Annotated in this window: 14 protein-coding genes and 1 pseudogene; 8 read left to right on the forward strand and 7 right to left on the reverse strand. The window is 39.9% G+C overall.

Features of this window, described 5'->3' with window-relative positions:
* Positions 1 to 3 precede the first annotated feature (3 nt).
* On the forward strand, positions 4 to 504 hold the full coding sequence (locus ABC255_RS27485) for a DinB family protein (protein WP_412998285.1): 501 nt from the start codon (positions 4 to 6) through the stop codon (positions 502 to 504).
* Between the two features lie 48 nt (positions 505 to 552).
* Here the strand turns inward: ABC255_RS27485 and ABC255_RS27490 are convergent, their stop codons facing one another.
* Positions 553 to 1,653, reverse strand: coding sequence for an amidohydrolase (locus ABC255_RS27490; protein WP_412998286.1), 1,101 nt, complete (start codon positions 1,651 to 1,653; stop codon positions 553 to 555).
* Between the two features lie 297 nt (positions 1,654 to 1,950).
* Between ABC255_RS27490 and ABC255_RS27495 the strand changes: the two genes are divergently transcribed.
* The 5 genes and pseudogenes from ABC255_RS27495 (at position 1,951) to ABC255_RS27515 (ending at position 6,732) form a co-directional block, all read left to right on the forward strand.
* Positions 1,951 to 2,487, forward strand: a complete 537-nt coding sequence (locus ABC255_RS27495; RefSeq protein WP_412998287.1) for a ribonuclease H-like YkuK family protein — start codon at positions 1,951 to 1,953, stop codon at positions 2,485 to 2,487.
* Between the two features lie 185 nt (positions 2,488 to 2,672).
* Positions 2,673 to 4,001 (forward strand): UDP-glucose dehydrogenase family protein, encoded by a 1,329-nt coding sequence (locus ABC255_RS27500; RefSeq protein ID WP_412998288.1) that lies wholly within the window; start codon positions 2,673 to 2,675, stop codon positions 3,999 to 4,001.
* A 19-nt stretch (positions 4,002 to 4,020) separates the two neighbouring features.
* Positions 4,021 to 4,548 carry a phosphatase PAP2 family protein gene (locus ABC255_RS27505; RefSeq protein ID WP_412998289.1) on the forward strand — a complete coding sequence of 176 codons (528 nt, stop codon included), beginning with the start codon at positions 4,021 to 4,023 and terminating at the stop codon, positions 4,546 to 4,548.
* A 32-nt stretch (positions 4,549 to 4,580) separates the two neighbouring features.
* Positions 4,581 to 5,722, forward strand: a pseudogene (locus ABC255_RS27510) (glycosyltransferase family 4 protein).
* A 26-nt stretch (positions 5,723 to 5,748) separates the two neighbouring features.
* On the forward strand, positions 5,749 to 6,732 hold the full coding sequence (locus ABC255_RS27515) for a metal-dependent hydrolase (protein WP_412998290.1): 984 nt from the start codon (positions 5,749 to 5,751) through the stop codon (positions 6,730 to 6,732).
* A gap of 59 nt (positions 6,733 to 6,791) precedes the next feature.
* Here the strand turns inward: ABC255_RS27515 and ABC255_RS27520 are convergent, their stop codons facing one another.
* The 3 genes from ABC255_RS27520 to ABC255_RS27530 form a co-directional block, all read right to left on the reverse strand.
* Positions 6,792 to 7,886, reverse strand: a complete 1,095-nt coding sequence (locus tag ABC255_RS27520; protein WP_412998291.1) for a cytochrome-c peroxidase — start codon at positions 7,884 to 7,886, stop codon at positions 6,792 to 6,794.
* 202 nt (positions 7,887 to 8,088) lie between these two features.
* Positions 8,089 to 9,432 carry an alkaline phosphatase gene (locus ABC255_RS27525; RefSeq protein WP_412998292.1) on the reverse strand — a complete coding sequence of 448 codons (1,344 nt, stop codon included), beginning with the start codon at positions 9,430 to 9,432 and terminating at the stop codon, positions 8,089 to 8,091.
* 227 nt (positions 9,433 to 9,659) lie between these two features.
* Positions 9,660 to 10,439, reverse strand: a complete 780-nt coding sequence (locus ABC255_RS27530) for a hypothetical protein (protein WP_412998293.1) — start codon at positions 10,437 to 10,439, stop codon at positions 9,660 to 9,662.
* A 151-nt stretch (positions 10,440 to 10,590) separates the two neighbouring features.
* Between ABC255_RS27530 and ABC255_RS27535 the strand changes: the two genes are divergently transcribed.
* A complete protein-coding gene (locus ABC255_RS27535; RefSeq protein ID WP_412998294.1) occupies positions 10,591 to 11,367 on the forward strand; it encodes a GNAT family N-acetyltransferase in 777 nt (258 codons plus the stop codon).
* 97 nt (positions 11,368 to 11,464) lie between these two features.
* Here ABC255_RS27535 and ABC255_RS27540 read toward each other — a convergent pair whose 3' ends face one another.
* A complete protein-coding gene (locus ABC255_RS27540) occupies positions 11,465 to 13,843 on the reverse strand; it encodes a M14 family zinc carboxypeptidase (RefSeq protein ID WP_412998295.1) in 2,379 nt (792 codons plus the stop codon).
* Between the two features lie 646 nt (positions 13,844 to 14,489).
* On the opposite strand from ABC255_RS27540, the gene ABC255_RS27545 reads away from it, so the two are divergent.
* A complete protein-coding gene (locus ABC255_RS27545; protein WP_412998296.1) occupies positions 14,490 to 14,972 on the forward strand; it encodes a hypothetical protein in 483 nt (160 codons plus the stop codon).
* A 67-nt stretch (positions 14,973 to 15,039) separates the two neighbouring features.
* Here the strand turns inward: ABC255_RS27545 and ABC255_RS27550 are convergent, their stop codons facing one another.
* Positions 15,040 to 15,345 (reverse strand): antibiotic biosynthesis monooxygenase family protein, encoded by a 306-nt coding sequence (locus ABC255_RS27550; RefSeq protein ID WP_412998297.1) that lies wholly within the window; start codon positions 15,343 to 15,345, stop codon positions 15,040 to 15,042.
* Positions 15,346 to 15,395: 50 nt separating this feature from the next.
* Complete coding sequence (locus ABC255_RS27555; protein ID WP_412998298.1) at positions 15,396 to 16,343, reverse strand: siderophore ABC transporter substrate-binding protein; 948 nt, start codon at positions 16,341 to 16,343, stop codon at positions 15,396 to 15,398.
* Between the last annotated feature and the right edge of the window lie 4 nt (positions 16,344 to 16,347).

A 16,347-nucleotide genomic window follows, 5' to 3' on the forward strand; every position in this document is an offset into this window, starting at 1 on the left:
TCGATGACGGAGAATGTAATGGAGATTCTACTTTCAACAAGGAATAAGTTATTAGATGAAATTTCTGGTTTAAGCTATGAGCAGCTGAATAAAAAGCTTGGTGTGGAGACATGGAGTGTTGCACAGGTATGCCATCATTTGTATTTAACCGAAAATGTTTTTACACAAGCTATTTCTTTTGGTCTTACTAAAAGCAATGGGAAAAATGCAGAGCCGAAGCCTGTTCAGCTGGCAGTTGACCGCTCTCAGAAGGCAAAGGCACCTGATATGGTTGTCCCAGGCGATGAGCCGTTGGAGTTAGAGAAAATTACAGAGCTTTTAAATCAATCAAGAAACCTATTTTTGGAGTTTTATAATCAGCTTGAAGACAAGTCAATTTTAGCCGAAAAATCAGCCAAGCACCCACTTTTTGGTTATACTCCTCTAGACCAATGGGTCGATTTAATTTATCTCCATGAAGAGCGGCATATCGAGCAAATCAGAGAAATTAAATCTTTGTTATAAAAAATTGGTGCCTGTCACCAACTAATATGGTAACAGGCACCCACTTTTTTATGCTCTCAGCAGCGTTTCAGCAAGAATACGCGCCCCAATGTTCAGGCTTGATGGATTAAACGTCATTTTAGGATGATGTAACCCTGGTTGAAGGTCTGCCCCAACGCCAATCATGGTTGCTTTGAGTTTTGGATTCTTAATGGTGTAAAAATGGAAGTCATCACTACCAGACGTGATAACAGGTGGTGCAAGCACCTCTCGACCAGCAACATTCAGAATCGCTTCTTCGGCAATTGCTTCGGCATCAGCAGAAACCTCTGCCCCAGGAGTAAAATCGCTCCAATTCCATTCAATATCTACCCCATAAAGGTCCTTTAAGCTGTTAATTCCGTGGTCTATTTGGTCCTTAAGTTTTCCTAGAACCTCATTTTTTTGAGCTCGGACATCAATTGCAAATTCCGCAGAACCCGGGATAATGTTTAAGCTCTCTCCGCCAGCGATCACTTTTGTTAGTTTTGCAGAATAGGCTTCGAACGGTGATAGATAAATAGACTTGACGAACTGGTGCAGTCCAACAATCACGTCTAGTGCATTTTTGCCTTGGTGCGGTCTGGCACCGTGCGCGTCTTCACCAAGTACTTTTCCTTCCAAAAAGATAGCTGCTCCGTGATGAATGGAGGCTGAAACTCGTCCCATCGGAAGCTCTTCAATTGGTCGAAGGTGGATGCCGAATAAGTGGCTGACGTTTTCAATCGCCCCTCTTTCGATCATTGCAATCGAGCCGTTCCCTTTTTCCTCAGCCGGCTGAAAAATAAAACGCAGCTTTTTAGAAAGACGCTGATCCTTCAAGTAAAGTAGTGCTCCAAGAACCATAGAGATAATCGCATCGTGACCACAAGAGTGATTCCCCTGCCAAACTCCGTCCACCTCCTGCCATAACGCGTCTATTTCCGCTCGAACAGCTACCACTTCTTCTCCCTCGCCGATCTCCGCTATAAGTCCGGTTACATCAGAAAAACGACGATATTCAACGCCTAGATTATCTAAAATATCTGCAATGGCCTGGGTTGTTTTAACCTCTTTCCAGCTAACCTCAGGATGAGCATGGAAATGTTCAAACCAAGTCAAAATCTGTCCTTCAAAATTTTCCGTCAACATTACACACTCCTATCCCAAAAAAACTAATAAAGTCATAGTACATCAAAAGAACTTGTTCCTTCAATGCTTTTCAAAAAGTCTGACATTAAAAGGTGAATATTAAAAAAGTGACATTAAAAGGTGACAGGCACCACAGAAAGACACTGTCCACCTCAGGTGGACAGTGGAATTCCTATTAGATAATTTTATGTTTAGCATGTCCCATAACGGCTGCACAAGAATAATTTTTATTCCATAAAATAATATTAAGAATTGTAAGAGTAATTATTAAACGAAAGGGAAGATGTGGTGTTCTAAATGAAAAATTATCAGGTTTTTGATTATTCGTTTCAGAATCTGCGTGAAAAAAGTATGTCGTTTGAACAGGTTTTCGAACACATTGTAAAGTTCATGAATTTAGCACCCAGTGGGAATTATCGCTTAATGGTTGGAACGGATTCACAGGTCCATAAACGTCATACCATTTTTATTACGGGAATTGTCATTCAAAATGAGGGCAAAGGTGCATGGGCTTGCATTAGGAAGATCGTAATTCCAAGAAAAATGACTCATCTGCACGAGCGGATTTCCTTCGAGCTGTCATTAACGGAGGACATTGTTGCGTTATTTACTGAGGAAAGAAAGACCCGGTTAATCAATATCGTCCTTCCCTATGTGTATCAAGGTGCCACGTTCACCATGGAAGGTCATATTGATATAGGAGCCGGAAAACGCAATAAAACAAGAGAATTTGTGAAAGAAATGGTAGCACGAATGGAATCCATGGGGGTGGAGCCAAAGATAAAGCCAAATGCTTTTGTTGCCTCAAGCTATGCCAACCGCTACACAAAATAGGGACCTGAGCCATGTTGCGTTCGCAAAAAACGCACCAGGGCTCAGGTCTTTACTTTATTTGGTCAGTAAAATCACTAATTCTCTTCCAACTATACAAAGTCTTTACACTCTTTTAACACTAGATTAAGAAAAAATTCAAACTTTTCAGATAAAATTAAGCAAACGCTATTATTTGGAGGGATAAGATGAGGATTACAGTTGCAGGAGCAGGAAATGTTGGGCTAGTTACAGCAGTTTGTTTTGCAGAAGCAGGTCATCAAGTAACCTGTTTAGATACTCAAAAGGAGAAAATAGAAATGCTCGAAAAAGGGTACTCACCATTCTTTGAGCCTGGACTGGAACCTTTATTAGAGAAAAACCTCGCTAGCGGAAAACTTCGCTTTTCGACGAACCCAAAACAAGCCTATCGTGATGCCGAAGTCATTTTTATTACAGTAGGAACTCCTGAAAAAAAAGATGGATCTGTTGACTTATCCTATATTTATATTGCTTCCTACCACATTGCTGAAAATATCGAAAATGATGTCATTGTCTGTACGAAAAGTACCGTCCCAGTTGGAACAAACGAAATCATCAAGCAAATTTTCCAGAATCGTAAGCCCCGTCACCTTAAAGTGGATGTTGTATCAAACCCTGAATTTCTTCGTGAGGGTTGTGCAATAATGGACTTTTATTTAAGTGATCGAATCGTAATTGGCGCAGATAACCCTGAGGCAGCCTCCATTATGGAGCGGCTCTATCTTCCATTAAAAATACCGATAGTTGTCACTGATATTCGAAGTGCAGAGATGATTAAATATGCCTCCAATGCCTTTCTTGCTACGAAGATAAGCTTTATCAATGAAATTGCCAATCTCTGTGAAAAAGTTGGCGCAAATATTGAGGAAGTCTCTTATGGAATGGGAATGGATAAACGAATTGGGCCGACCTACCTTCAGCCTGGAATTGGTTATGGAGGTTCCTGCTTTCCTAAGGACACAAAAGCACTCGTTCAACTGGCAGGCAATGTCCAACATCGATTCGAATTGCTTGAATCCGTCATTAAGGTAAATCAGCATCAGCATTCCCTTCTAGTGAGAAAGGCAAAAGAAATGCTCGAATCATTAAAGGACAAAAAGGTCGCAGTACTTGGGCTTGCTTTCAAACCAGAAACAGATGATATCCGTGAAGCCGTTTCCTTAACTATTATTAAAGAATTACTAGAAGAAGGTTCAGTGGTCACTGCTTATGACCCGATTGCCATCCCCAATGCCCATAAGCTATTAGGAAATTCAATTGAGTACACAACCAATATTAGAGAAGCGCTGAAAGAGGCTGACTTTGCTGTCATTGCAACTGAGTGGGACCAGATCAAGCACCTTCCATTGGATGCGTTTATCGCTTATATGAAGGAACCAATTATTTTCGATGGGCGAAATTGCTATTCACTTAAGGATATACAACGATATCCGATTACCTACGTATCCATTGGAAGACCATCTATATCGACTGTAAAGCCTGCCCAACGTCTTTAAAATAGAGGGAGACACAATCATGATGAGAATAATCCAATCCTTTTATCATTTCGAATGCATGGTTTTTCAAGAGATTAATAGCCATTTTGATAAAAAAATTATTAATCTCTTTTTTCGTACGATTACTGGAATAGGAGGGGCATTGTTTATAAGTGTAACAACCCTGTTACTCATCATTTTTTCGACGGGTGCAACCAGGCTTACTGCGATATCAAGTGCGGCATCCTTAACGCTAAGTCATATACCAGTTCAAATGGTGAAGAAGCTTTTCCCTCGTAAAAGACCCTATTTATTATTTGAAACAACAAAGATTTTACCAAATCCATTAAAGGATCATTCTTTTCCGTCTGGACATACCACAGCCGTATTTTCAGTCATTGTTCCATTTGTTATTCTAAACCCTGTTCTAGCCGCCGTTCTGATTCCTCTAGGACTATGCGTAGGATTATCAAGAATCTATCTTGGTCTGCATTATCCATCCGATGTCATTGCAGGAGGAACTCTCGGGGCGCTCTTCGGCAGCCTTTGCTATTATTTATTAACCTAAATGTTGATGGAAACTGCGAAGGAGGGGTTTATATGAAAATTGCAATTTTCTCTGACACCTTTTATCCGGATATTAACGGGGTTGCTCAAACCCTCAAAAGGTTTACTAACTATCTTGAGGGTCAACATATTTCCTATAAAGTATTTGCACCTAATCCTGTTTCAAGTGAATATGTTTCTGATCATATTCACCGGTTAAAAAGCAGATCCTTTTTCCTATATCCCGAATGCCGATTAGCGTTCCCAAACTTTATTGAGGTTAGGTCAGAAATCGAGCAATTCTCACCTGATTTGATTCATGTAGCAACTCCGTTTACGGTAGGTCTTTGTGGTCTTTATTTTGCAAAAAAATATAACATCCCAATTGTCGGATCTTATCACACCGATTTCAATGATTATTTACATTTTTATGACCTTGACTTCCTTTCTAATCCGCTGTGGAAATACATGAAATGGTTTCATAGTCCTTTTAAAAGCTCTTTGTCCCTTCAATTGATACGCTGGAAAAACTGAAAAATCGTGGGTTTAGAAACTTAGAAATTTTTCCAAGAGGCGTTGATTGCCAGCTTTATCATCCAAATTATCAAAAAGAGTCTGTCCTTAATAGATACGGAATTTCTAAAAGATTCCTCCTTACCTATGTGGGCAGGCTGGCACCCGAAAAGGATTTAAAAACGCTTATGAAAATCGCAAACTCACTACCACCTGAGTTGAATAACCAGGTACATTGGTTAATTGCCGGAGATGGCCCCTTACTTGAAGAACTCCGAATGGCTGCACTGCCAAATATGACCTTTACTGGTTATTTGAAAGGGGTTGGATTAGCTGAGACCTATACAGCGACAGACCTCTTTATTTTTCCATCGCCTACTGAAACGTTTGGAAATGTTGTGTTAGAGGCTCTTGCTAGTGGGACACCGGTAATCGGGGCGAATGCTGGCGGAGTGAAACATATTATTTCGAATGGTATTACCGGACATTTGTGTGAACCGGGTAATACAGAAGACTTTGTTAACCGTATTGTTCAGTTGTTAGGAAATGATTCTTTCCGGAATCAACTGTCGTTAAATGCTAGGAAGTACGCACTTACACAAAAGTGGGATCAGATATTTGAAGACCTGCTTAACCATTATTCTGCCGTTATCGATGAACCCTCAAAGAAAATATATGCATGAAGTACTCTCGGTAAGGAGGAATATGAATGGATACAGTTTCTCACATTATTTTCGGCTTCGGCCTAGGTGCTCTAGCTCAAATCGACCCCGTGATTGCAAATGATAGCGCATTATCGACTGCTGTCCTTGTCGGGACTGTAGTGGGTTCCAATGCACCTGACTTCGATTTTTGCTATCGATTTAAGGGTAAAAGCAGCTATTACCAAAATCACCGGGGCTGGTCGCACTCATTGCCTGCAATCCCATTATGGAGCATACTTACTACAGCTGCTACCTTGCCTTTCTTCCCAGGCAGTTCAATTTTCCACCTGTTTTTTTGGATATTGCTTGCTGTTACCTTACATGTTCTTTTAGATATATTTAATGTAAATGGGACTCAAGCGCTGCGCCCATTTTCTACAAAATGGCTGTCCTTAGATTTCCTCCCATTAATTGACCCATATATCATCATGCTCCATATTCTTGGATTTAGCCTCCTGCCTTTTTTTGAAACTGGGAGAGTCTTTACTTTCATTTATCTTGCAATGATTTTTTACTTAATGGCTCGGTTCATTTTTACACATTACACGAAATGGATGCTTTCACAGCATTTTCAAAGTGCGCTCCGGGTAAAAATGATCCCTAAAACATCGCCTTTCCACTGGAATGTTATCATTGAAACCAATCAGGACTTTATATTCGGTTCTTACTTAATGGGAGAGCTATGTATAGAGCATACTTTTTCTAAAAAATCAGATTACCCTGGACTAGTAATTGATAGCAGTCAGCATCCTGAAGTAGAAAGGTTTTTAAGAAGTACCCACTTCGCCTACCCGTTTGTTCAAAAGAGAAAAAGCGGCTATTTCATTTATTGGAAAGACCTTCGGTTCCGATCAAAGAAATTTTTTCCTAAGCTTGCTATCATGTTTATTTCCTTAGATCATCAAAACCAAGTATCCTATACCGGTAAATTAACATCTATTAAGCAATATAAAAAGGTAATAAAAAAGTTGGAAACCTCAATAAAATAAAATCCCGAGCCCCTTGTGACTTCTTCGAATCAAGGGGGCTCAGGACTATACTTTTATTATTAAGGAAGTTCAGGCTTTGTAAAAATTGGAGGCTCACCACCCAAGGTTTTTAGAAAGGCTAATAAATCTGACTTCTCCTGCTGTGTTAAACCAATCGGGCTCATAAATTTTTGGATAAAAAAGCTCTTATTGGGATGGCTATCCCCGCCGCGGTCATAGTAGTCAATTACATCCTCAAGCGTTGCAAGACTTCCATCCTGCATATAGGGTGCTGTATGGGTAATTCCATATAGTCCTGGGGTACGAATCCTGCCTAAATCCCCTTCTTGCCCGGTTACCGCTTGGCGGCCTTTATCCTCTGTATTGAGACCGATATTGTAAAAATTGTTATCAGAAAGATTTGGTCCATTATGGCAGGTTACACAAAACGCTTTTCCTGTGAACAAACGGAGGCCGTTGACTTCTTGATTCGTTAAAGCCTCTGTATCCCCTTCAAGGAACTTGTCGTAGGGAGTATCCTTTACAACAATTTGCCTTTGGAAAGCGGCTAGAGCTTTGGCAATATTTTGCTCGTTGATTCCATCAGGGAATGCAGCCTGAAAACGTTCCTGGTATCCTTTGATAGCCGATAGTTCTTTAATAAGTTCATCGAGAGGCTGATTCATCTCATCTGGATTTCGTATCGGTCCCAGCGCTTGCTCCTCTAGTGACGCAGCTCGGCCATCCCAAAAATTAAATTTGTAATAGCCGGAATTAATCACCGTCGGGCTATTTCTTGCTCCATTGCCGCCGGTAAACTTATCAAAAGTAGGCTGATTGTCTCCGTACCCTATATCCGGGTCATGACAAGTTTGGCAGCTTACCTCGTTATTCCCTGATAAACGCGGGTCAAAAAATAACATTTGCCCAAGTTCAAGCACTTCAGGCTTCATCGGATTATCCGCTGGGATTGGTACATCACCAATTGGTACAAGTGTTGTATGATTTCTAAGGTTGGTTAGCAGCTCCTCAGGATCCATTTCATTCCCTTGTGCTTTACTCTGTTCCTCAGTTTGCAAATTCGTTGGTGCCTTCACCTTCTCCTTCTCCCCACAAGCGGACAAACCCATACAAATTAAAAGAGTCAAAATCGTGCCCTTCACCAATTTATTCATAAATAGAGTGCTCCTCTGGTTTTTATTCTCTTATCACCATTATAAAATTGGTTTTATTAAAAAAGAGCACCACATTGTGAAGAAATTAGTAAACGTTACAATTGCATATCACAAACTGTCCGCCTGAGGTGGAAAGTGTCCACGAGCGGTGCCTGTCACCGAGTAAACCGCTCGGTGACAGGCACCAATGATCGCACTTATCTCAACGAAAAATATCAAAGATGATTTTGGCATGATCAGTATTGTCGATTTGGCCTCTCAGGCGCTCACTTCCTGGTCCGTAGGCATAGACGTTTACATCTTCGCCTGTGTGTCCGCTGGTTGTCCAGCCTGTATAGGAACGGGTGTTAATAATTTCTTCGATGGCATTGTCGATGTTTCTTGCTTTTTGTGTTCTTGCAGCTCTTTCAACTAATCTTATTTCATTGGTTGTTAAAGGAAGCTCAATATATTTCTTTAACGTTTCTTTAACTCCCGCTCCATTAACAATCTCAGAAGCCATATAGTTAGGTGTTCGCTTAACTGTTTTTATTACAGAGCTAAACCAATTGTATTGTCCTTCGGCCCCCATCGTGAAACCTCCGGTTGAATGATCCGCTGTTGCGATAACCAATGTATGTCCATCCTTTTTGGCAAAATCAATGGCCACTTTAAATGCTTTCTCGAAATCTTCCATTTCACTCATGACACCGACGATATCATTGTCATGTGCGGCCCAGTCAATCTGACTTCCTTCCACCATTAGAAAAAAGCCTTTCTCGTTCTTATTCAGACGCTGGATTGCCGAAGAGGTCATTTCTGCAAGAGATGGACTGTCGTTTGACCGATCTATCATTTTCGGCAGCCCTCTTTTTGCAAAAAGACCTAACACCTGAGCACTTTCATCGTTAGTCATCTCTTTAAGGTTTGTTACGTAGCTGTAGCCGTCTTTAACAAACTCTTCCACTAGGTTCCTATCTTTACGGATAAACCAATCAGACCCCCCACCCAATAAAACATCTATTTTATGATTACCATCTACTCGGTCTTGATAATAATCATCAGCAATCGCACTCATACTTTTCCGCTGAGTAACATGAGCACCAAATGCTGCAGGAGTACCATGAGTAATTTGTGCGGTTGCAACCAGTCCTGTCCCTTTTCCTTTTTCCTTAGCTGCCTCTATAACTGATTTTAATTTAGAGTGGTCATTACCAATTCCAATTGCGCCATTATAGGTTTTCACACCGGTCGCCATCGCTGTTGCTGAAGCTGCAGAATCCGTTACATTATGTCTTTGATCATTTGGAAAGGTCGTCTGTTGACCAACAAGGTAAGGTCCAAACTCTGTGGATTCCAGTTCTAACGTGGCTGGATTATCTTTCAAATAACGGTATCCCGATGTGAATGAAACTCCCATGCCATCACCTATTAGAAAAATGACATTTTTTATATCCTCGTTACCTTCATTAACTTCAGCTTCAAATATTTCTATCGGGCTTGATAACATAACTGAAAAGCTAATAAAAATCGAAAAAGTCCACCTTATATGCCATTTAGAAAACATACATATCCCCCTGAATGCAACTGAATTAAATGTAATTATTATGGATATTAAAAAGAAGAATTATCCAACTCCTAGAAATATCTCAAGCAAACACTGCACCATTCAAAAAAAATCCTCAAAATAAAAAGGCTTGAGCTAAGTGCCCAATCCTCACTAAATATGACAGTGTCCGCCTGAGATGGACACTGTCCACGGGCGGTGCCTGTCACCATCAAAGCTTTCACATCTTACATTTGTCTGCAAAAGGCTTCTATATCACCTGGTGTTGTTATTGGCTTTTCTTGTGTTTCTTGTTTGGAGAATCTGCAGGTGTAGGTCATTTCCTGCCGGTGTTCATTTTCAAATTCGTTTAAATCTGGATAGGTTTTAAGTTTTTCCTTTAGTGCATTGGGATAATAATCTATTTCAATATTATTATCGTTAAACTTTCTATCCTTTACACTTTCCCATAACTGGTATATCAGCTGAAACTCTTTCTCCTTATTAAAGATATCGTCGAAATTTAATATATGAATCCGTTCGTAGCTTTGATGAGAATTCTCATTATAAATGGTTTGATAACTGTCCTCAATCCGGTATTGCTCCTCTATCTCACTAGGAAAAGAACCATAGACATAGAATTCCCCTGTACCTTTAAATATCGGTTCAATGAGTGGGATCATTTCTTTTCTAAATTGTTCTGACCAATTATTTTCTTTATAGCTATCCCTTATCACTTGGTACTTCTCACTAGTATCTACCCCGAAGGTAATATCCGGATTTGCCACTGGGTGCACAGTAAGCGTGTAATCTCCCTCGTCATCACCTAAGATTTTATTGTACTCCACGTCGTTAATTTCAAAACGCTCACTATACTTTTCTTCCAAGTATTCTAATGCAGCCTTTTCTGCTTTATCGTCATTTGCTCCATAGTAGACAAAATCTAAAGCATATACTCCTAACAGTAAAAATGGTGATAAAACGACCAGTCCAACCCCAATCCCAATGATCAACAGAACTTTTTTCATATCATTTCCCCGCATTTTGTATTTTTTGGATACAATCCTGTACTATCATATCTAAATCTTTTAAAAAACCAAAATAAAACATCTACTAAATAGGAAAAAATTGTTATATGATTGATTTGTTCCCTATTGATTACTTTTGGAGGGGTTTTTTATGGACAGAGTCACAATACTAGATCTTTTTAACCAGCACTTAAGGGTTGGACTAATAGAGCCGAATTCTCGAAGAGAAAGGACCGATTCTGTCGTCAGAAAGGTTTCACTATCGAATGAACCGGGTTTTATATCTTACTCGGAAATGGATGAAGCGCATGCCGACAAAGTCATAGAAGAACAAATTGCATACTATAAAAACTTAAAGCAGCAGTTTGAGTGGAAGGTTTTTGATTATGATCAGCCTTTGGATTTAAAGGAGAGACTGCAGAAAAAGGGCTTCACACTTGAAGCATCAGAGGCACTTATGATTTCTGACTTAACGGAGGCTAATCAGCTGCTTGATACTCAGGTCCTTCCTGAAGTAAAAAGACTTACGACTGAACAGGAAATCTGGGACATTATTAAACTAGAGGAAGAAGTTTGGAATGATAATTATCAAGATTTAGGTCAACGCCTTGTTCGGGACTTTAATGACAGTTCCGCTCACCTTTCCCTCTACGGAGCCTATGTTAATGGAAAAATAGTCAGCGCTGCCTGGATGTACCTTCATGAAGGCACACCATTTGCTAGTCTCTGGGGAGGCTCAACTCTGGCAGATTACCGCAAGAGAGGTTATTACAGTTCGCTGCTGGCAATCCGCGCACGTGAAGCTTCAGAAAAAGGTTATCCGTTACTTATTGTCGATGCCAGCCCTATGAGCAAGCCCATTCTTGAAAAGCACGGATTCCACTTCTATGGTTATTCAACACCTTGTATGTCACCAAAGTTTGAATAGAAAAATTCCCTAATAAGTTAGAAGTTTTTTCTATTTCTAAAATTAACAAGGATAAAAAACAAGCCTGGTCCAATGTGGAACCAGGCCTTACTCATTATTATTTTTCAAATATAGCATTGGATAGGAGTCTAAATAAGTAGTCAGTGTGGTCACGGAATCCTGCCTCTAAACCAATAAGGGTAACGTCTTTGTTTTCCTCTTTTACGATGATTGCCTGACCCTGTGCATCTGCTTTGTTATTGCTCCAATGTCCTGCTACAAAGAAATCCTCAGAGTTATCCAGTGTAGCAGCGACTTCATCATTGCCTTTAACAAGATACCAAACTGGGCGATAAACGAACCCAACATCATCCTGACCATAGCCTCCAGTTAATCCTTTGCCAAGATAATCGACCTTCACAATTCCATTACTGTTCGATCCAGCAGTTTTAACTGTGTTGTCAGTCAATCCAAGAGTCCCTGTTGCCTGGGATGCACCAGCACCTACTGCAATGTACTTTCCGCCATTGTCAAGAAAACTGTTAACATTTCCTTTAAAAGCTATAAGCTGTTCCGGATTTTGGAATCCAAACTCTTTGTTTGCCGCAGATAAGTTAGTAGAAATAAGACTTTCTGTCCCACTATACACAAAAACATCAAAACCTTCTAACCCTTTCACTGCTACATCAACAGGTGTCACCTCTGTAACATCAAAACCTAGTCTCTTCAAGGCAAGCTTTGTCCCGCTGTGAGACTGAGCTTTCCCCATACCGCCATCCTTAAGAATCGCTACCTGTAAACTTGAAACCACGCTGACCTCGGCTGGTACATTCGAAACCGAACCAATCTGCAGACCAGATTCTTTCACAGCAGCAGAGATTGTATTTGCTGAAGCAGTTGTATAAAAGTCACCCGACGCATCGCGTGATACAGCTACTCCCTCTTTTAGCAAGGTATTAACTAATTCAACCGCTTTTACAGAACTATTAGCTATCAAGTAAGGACCTTTACCAGTCACAGTCCCTTGAACAGTAACTTGGTTAACCTGTTTAGCTGTAACGTTTACCGGACTGTAAGTCTCAACTGCCTCAAAGCCCCAAAGCTCCGGCAGGCTCCATGCAGAAATATCATACATAGTTGGCGTATCGTTTGAAATGTCTTCACCATCCCATAGCATTGTATTGGCTAAACCAGCCTTCGCTTGATCCATTTGAACAAGATACGTTCCCTTAGGGTAAGTTTTTCCTTCAACAGTAAATGCTTTCGTTGCTTCTTTTACCTCAATATCGTTATTAAGTAAATGCTTCACAGCCTTATTCGTTACCGTTGGATCTTTTTCATCAACTGGCAAAATGTATGCATTAGGGAAGAATCCTTCTTCATGGAAAGGATGATCAAAGTTAATGCCGCGTTTGAACATCTCAATTTGGTCTGCGATCATGGCTTGCTTATTCTCGGTAGCAAAATTCAAAGCACCCATGATGGCATTATACATCCATTTTACCCCATCCAAGTCATTTGTCGGAGCTTCTAACGTATGACCGTATGCACCATGGTACATCGCATACATTGGAGTGAAAATTGGCGGATAATCATCCCAGCCAGCAGCATCGTCACGCTGTGGTACGTAAACACCCTCCATACTTTGATACAAATTGCCTGTAAAATTGTCCTTGTCTCCCATAATTTCTGCTTCCATTGCTTTTGCCTGATCCACTGCCCACTTATTATAAAGGTCATACTCGTAATTAGGATTATGAGGCGGCGTACAAGGTTCAATTAATCCCTGCAGGTTAGGTCCATAATTCTTCACATAACCATGGGTATCAAGAAACACCATTGGATTCCACTCTTTAATCAGTTCCACCGTTTCTTGGGTTTCAGGCTGAGACTGGGTGATAAAGTCGCGGTTCAAATCAATACCATCCCCGTTAAAACGAGTTGCGTCGACACGGCCATCAGGGTTTTGCACGACGTTAAAAATAAGAATATTATTCTCTAAAATATTTTTCGTTTCCGCATCATTTTGTGTTGCAAAGCGTTCGATTAATTGGATAACCGCGTCACTCCCCACAAACTCAGTACCATGAATTGAGCCGTTAATCATAATCGGAACTTTAAAATCAGGATTATTCGCAATCCAATCCTGGGCCTTTCCAGGATTCTTGAACATTTGCTTTCTAAGAGATTGGAATTTTCCGAACTTCCCTTGTGTAGTTGGATCTGCAATCGTTACAACATAAAGTGGATGACCATCAGCAGATGTCCCGCGGACTTCTACTTTTACACGATTGGATTGTTTTTCAATATCTGTCAATTTAGCCCCAATTTGTGAGAATTTCATAAAGTCATAGTTTTCATTATTAAACTTGCTGCCATCCTGCTCCTCATATACATTTACGTTTGTCCACTTCGGTCCCTCAGCAAATCCTGTAGAAAAGGGAACAGCCGTAAGTAAACTCACTGCTAATAGACCTGCAATTTTTTTCTTCTTCATAAAATAGCCCCCATAACCATATGTATTTTTATTAATAATTATGTATTTTTATAACTTAAAATTATTTTAATATTGCTGGAAACAAATTACTATCCAACCTTTTTCCTGAAATAAAATGAATAAATATTATTTTAATAGGAATATAGTTATAGATTACTGCATAGTGGTGAAAGTATCTTGGTGACAGTATCTTGGTGATTTATCATGGTGACAGGCACCGCTCGTGGACACTTTCCACCCCAAGTGGACAGTTGTCATTAAAAAGTCCTAAGGATACCATCCTTAGGAACTTTTTTTTTGTTATTTAATTCTGCAGTTTTTGCATACTTTGATGGTTTGGCTGTTTTCTGTTTTAAACGGATATAACAGCTTTATTCTCGTCCTCCCACATAAAGGGCATGTCCCGCGTCCTCTTTGTGGCAGGTAGTTGATTGTTTTCCCTCTGTTCCTCTTCGCCATTTCCATTCATCCTATCCATATTTAATCTTGTCTCTTTATCTAATGATGGACTGGCACAAAGATTGTTAGGCATTTAATTGTTTTTTGTAACAAAATAAAAGGATTTAAAAACTGACTATTTTCAATCTCCTCATACATAGTGGACTTCCGGTGGTTCATATAATGGTCGGGTGGAGGTGGGGTTATAATGAAGCGAGTGTTGGCAGTAGCTCTGTTTGGTCTTTTGCTTGTTCTAGCTGGCTGTGGAGGACCGGTTCAAGATGATATTCTAAATTATATAAATAAGGAGATGAAAACGGCACAAACCCTGGAGGAGAAGGCTGTTTCTGCTTACGAAGGTGTTGCGGGGGTCAACTATACAGATGATCAAACCATGTATGATGCCTTGGTAAACGATGTTATCCCAACTTATACAGATTTAATTTCTGAACTTGAGACGGTTAGTATTGAAAGTGATGAGCTGAAGGAGGTCCATGAGATTTACCTTGCTGGTGCAAAACTCCAATTTAGTGCGTTTGAAAAAATTAAGGAAGCACTCGAAAAACAAGATGCTAGTTTGGTTGAAGAAGCCAATCAGCTCCTTGAAGAAGGACGTCTACAAATCGAAGACTATAATAATAATCTGGATGAACTGGCAAAAGAACATAACGTCAAAATTGAAAAAGAATAATAAAAAGAGGCTGACACGTTTAGTTCACATTAAGTGAGCATACGCTTCAGCCTCTCTTTAATTAAACTTAACCTTTTACATAGTAAAGGTCATGACTGGATTCAACAATATACTCAGGCTTCTCTGCCTTTGGCTTTGCCTTATGACCGGCAATATGCTCGGGACTCTTCTCCCAATTTTTCCAATCCTCTTCAGATTCCCATTGAACCATAACCATAACTTCCTCTTCACCACGGCGAACTTTCTTAACCAAAATCTGTCTGCCAATGTATCCAGGTCGAGTTGCCAACAAACCGCCTCGGTTTGAAAAGTTCTCAACCACCTGCTCGCTAAATCCCTCTTTAACTACAATTCGTCTAACTTGATAAAACATAAAATCCCCTCCTTATTAATTAAGCCAGGTAAGGAACCTGGCTCAAATTTCTATAATGAAGTTTCGATCTCTTCAGCCATTAATTTGACAGATTTTAATCCGCCGCCGCTTAGGTACCAAGTATCTGAATCTAAGTAAATAATCTTATTTTCCTTGAAGGCAGTGGTCTTTTTAACAAGCTCATTTTCGATTACTTTTTCAGCACCAGCTTCACCGCCTACTGCTGTGTTACGGTCAATAACAAACAATACGTCTGGATTTGTCTCCATAATGTACTCCATTGTAATGCTTTGGCCATGTGTTGATACTTCAATTTTCTCATCAGCTGCTCCAAAACCGTAAACGTCATGGATAATACCAAAACGGGAGCTTGGTCCATAGGCACTCACTTTTCCTTCATTCGCAAGAACGATTAAGCCTTTTTTGCCATTTGCAGAAGCTTTCTTATTTACTGCTTCAACGGTTGCATTAATCTCTTCTAAAGCACTGGCTACTTCTTCTTTCTTATCAAAGATATCAGCAACGAGGTTCATATTTTTCTCGAATGACTCCATATATTTCGTATAGTCTAATTCTACATATACCGTTGGAGCGATTTCTGCAAACTGTTCGTATAATTCAGCCTGGCGGGCTGAGATAAAAATAACATCAGGCTGCATCGCATGAATCGCTTCAAAATCAGGTTCTTTTAAACTTCCGACGTTTGTATATTTCTCATCTGCATATTTTTCTAAGTATGGAGGAATGGCTGCTTGCGGAACTCCAGTAACTTCCACACCTAATTCATCCAATGTATCTAAAATACCAAAGTCAAAAACCACTATTTTTTCTGGATTTTTATCGATTTCAACTTTCCCATACTTATGTTCAATGGTCATTTTTTCAGAACCTGCTGTTTTTGCATCCGCTGGCTCTGCTTTACTATCTTCCTTAGACCCGCATGCTGCTAATAAAAAAATCATTGAAACTATTAAAACTAAAAAACTCCACTTTTTCAAAACA

It is taken from the genome of Neobacillus canaveralius (genome assembly GCF_047237705.1).
Lineage (GTDB): Bacteria > Bacillota > Bacilli > Bacillales > Cytobacillaceae > Neobacillus > Neobacillus niacini_K.

Excerpts from the sequence above, each read along its gene's own strand:
- ABC255_RS27515 (WP_412998290.1), top strand. The coding sequence starts at position 5,749 with ATGGATACAGTTTCTCACATTATTTTCGGCTTCGGCCTAGGTGCTCTA.
- ABC255_RS27550 (WP_412998297.1), bottom strand. The coding sequence starts at position 15,345 with ATGTTTTATCAAGTTAGACGAATTGTAGTTAAAGAGGGATTTAGCGAG.
- ABC255_RS27495 (WP_412998287.1), top strand. The coding sequence starts at position 1,951 with ATGAAAAATTATCAGGTTTTTGATTATTCGTTTCAGAATCTGCGTGAA.
- ABC255_RS27505 (WP_412998289.1), top strand. The coding sequence starts at position 4,021 with ATGATGAGAATAATCCAATCCTTTTATCATTTCGAATGCATGGTTTTT.
- ABC255_RS27500 (WP_412998288.1), top strand. The coding sequence starts at position 2,673 with ATGAGGATTACAGTTGCAGGAGCAGGAAATGTTGGGCTAGTTACAGCA.
- ABC255_RS27485 (WP_412998285.1), top strand. The coding sequence starts at position 4 with ATGACGGAGAATGTAATGGAGATTCTACTTTCAACAAGGAATAAGTTA.
- ABC255_RS27540 (WP_412998295.1), bottom strand. The coding sequence starts at position 13,843 with ATGAAGAAGAAAAAAATTGCAGGTCTATTAGCAGTGAGTTTACTTACG.
- ABC255_RS27520 (WP_412998291.1), bottom strand. The coding sequence starts at position 7,886 with ATGAATAAATTGGTGAAGGGCACGATTTTGACTCTTTTAATTTGTATG.
- ABC255_RS27545 (WP_412998296.1), top strand. The coding sequence starts at position 14,490 with ATGAAGCGAGTGTTGGCAGTAGCTCTGTTTGGTCTTTTGCTTGTTCTA.
- ABC255_RS27535 (WP_412998294.1), top strand. The coding sequence starts at position 10,591 with ATGGACAGAGTCACAATACTAGATCTTTTTAACCAGCACTTAAGGGTT.
- ABC255_RS27525 (WP_412998292.1), bottom strand. The coding sequence starts at position 9,432 with ATGTTTTCTAAATGGCATATAAGGTGGACTTTTTCGATTTTTATTAGC.
- ABC255_RS27490 (WP_412998286.1), bottom strand. The coding sequence starts at position 1,653 with ATGTTGACGGAAAATTTTGAAGGACAGATTTTGACTTGGTTTGAACAT.
- ABC255_RS27530 (WP_412998293.1), bottom strand. The coding sequence starts at position 10,439 with ATGAAAAAAGTTCTGTTGATCATTGGGATTGGGGTTGGACTGGTCGTT.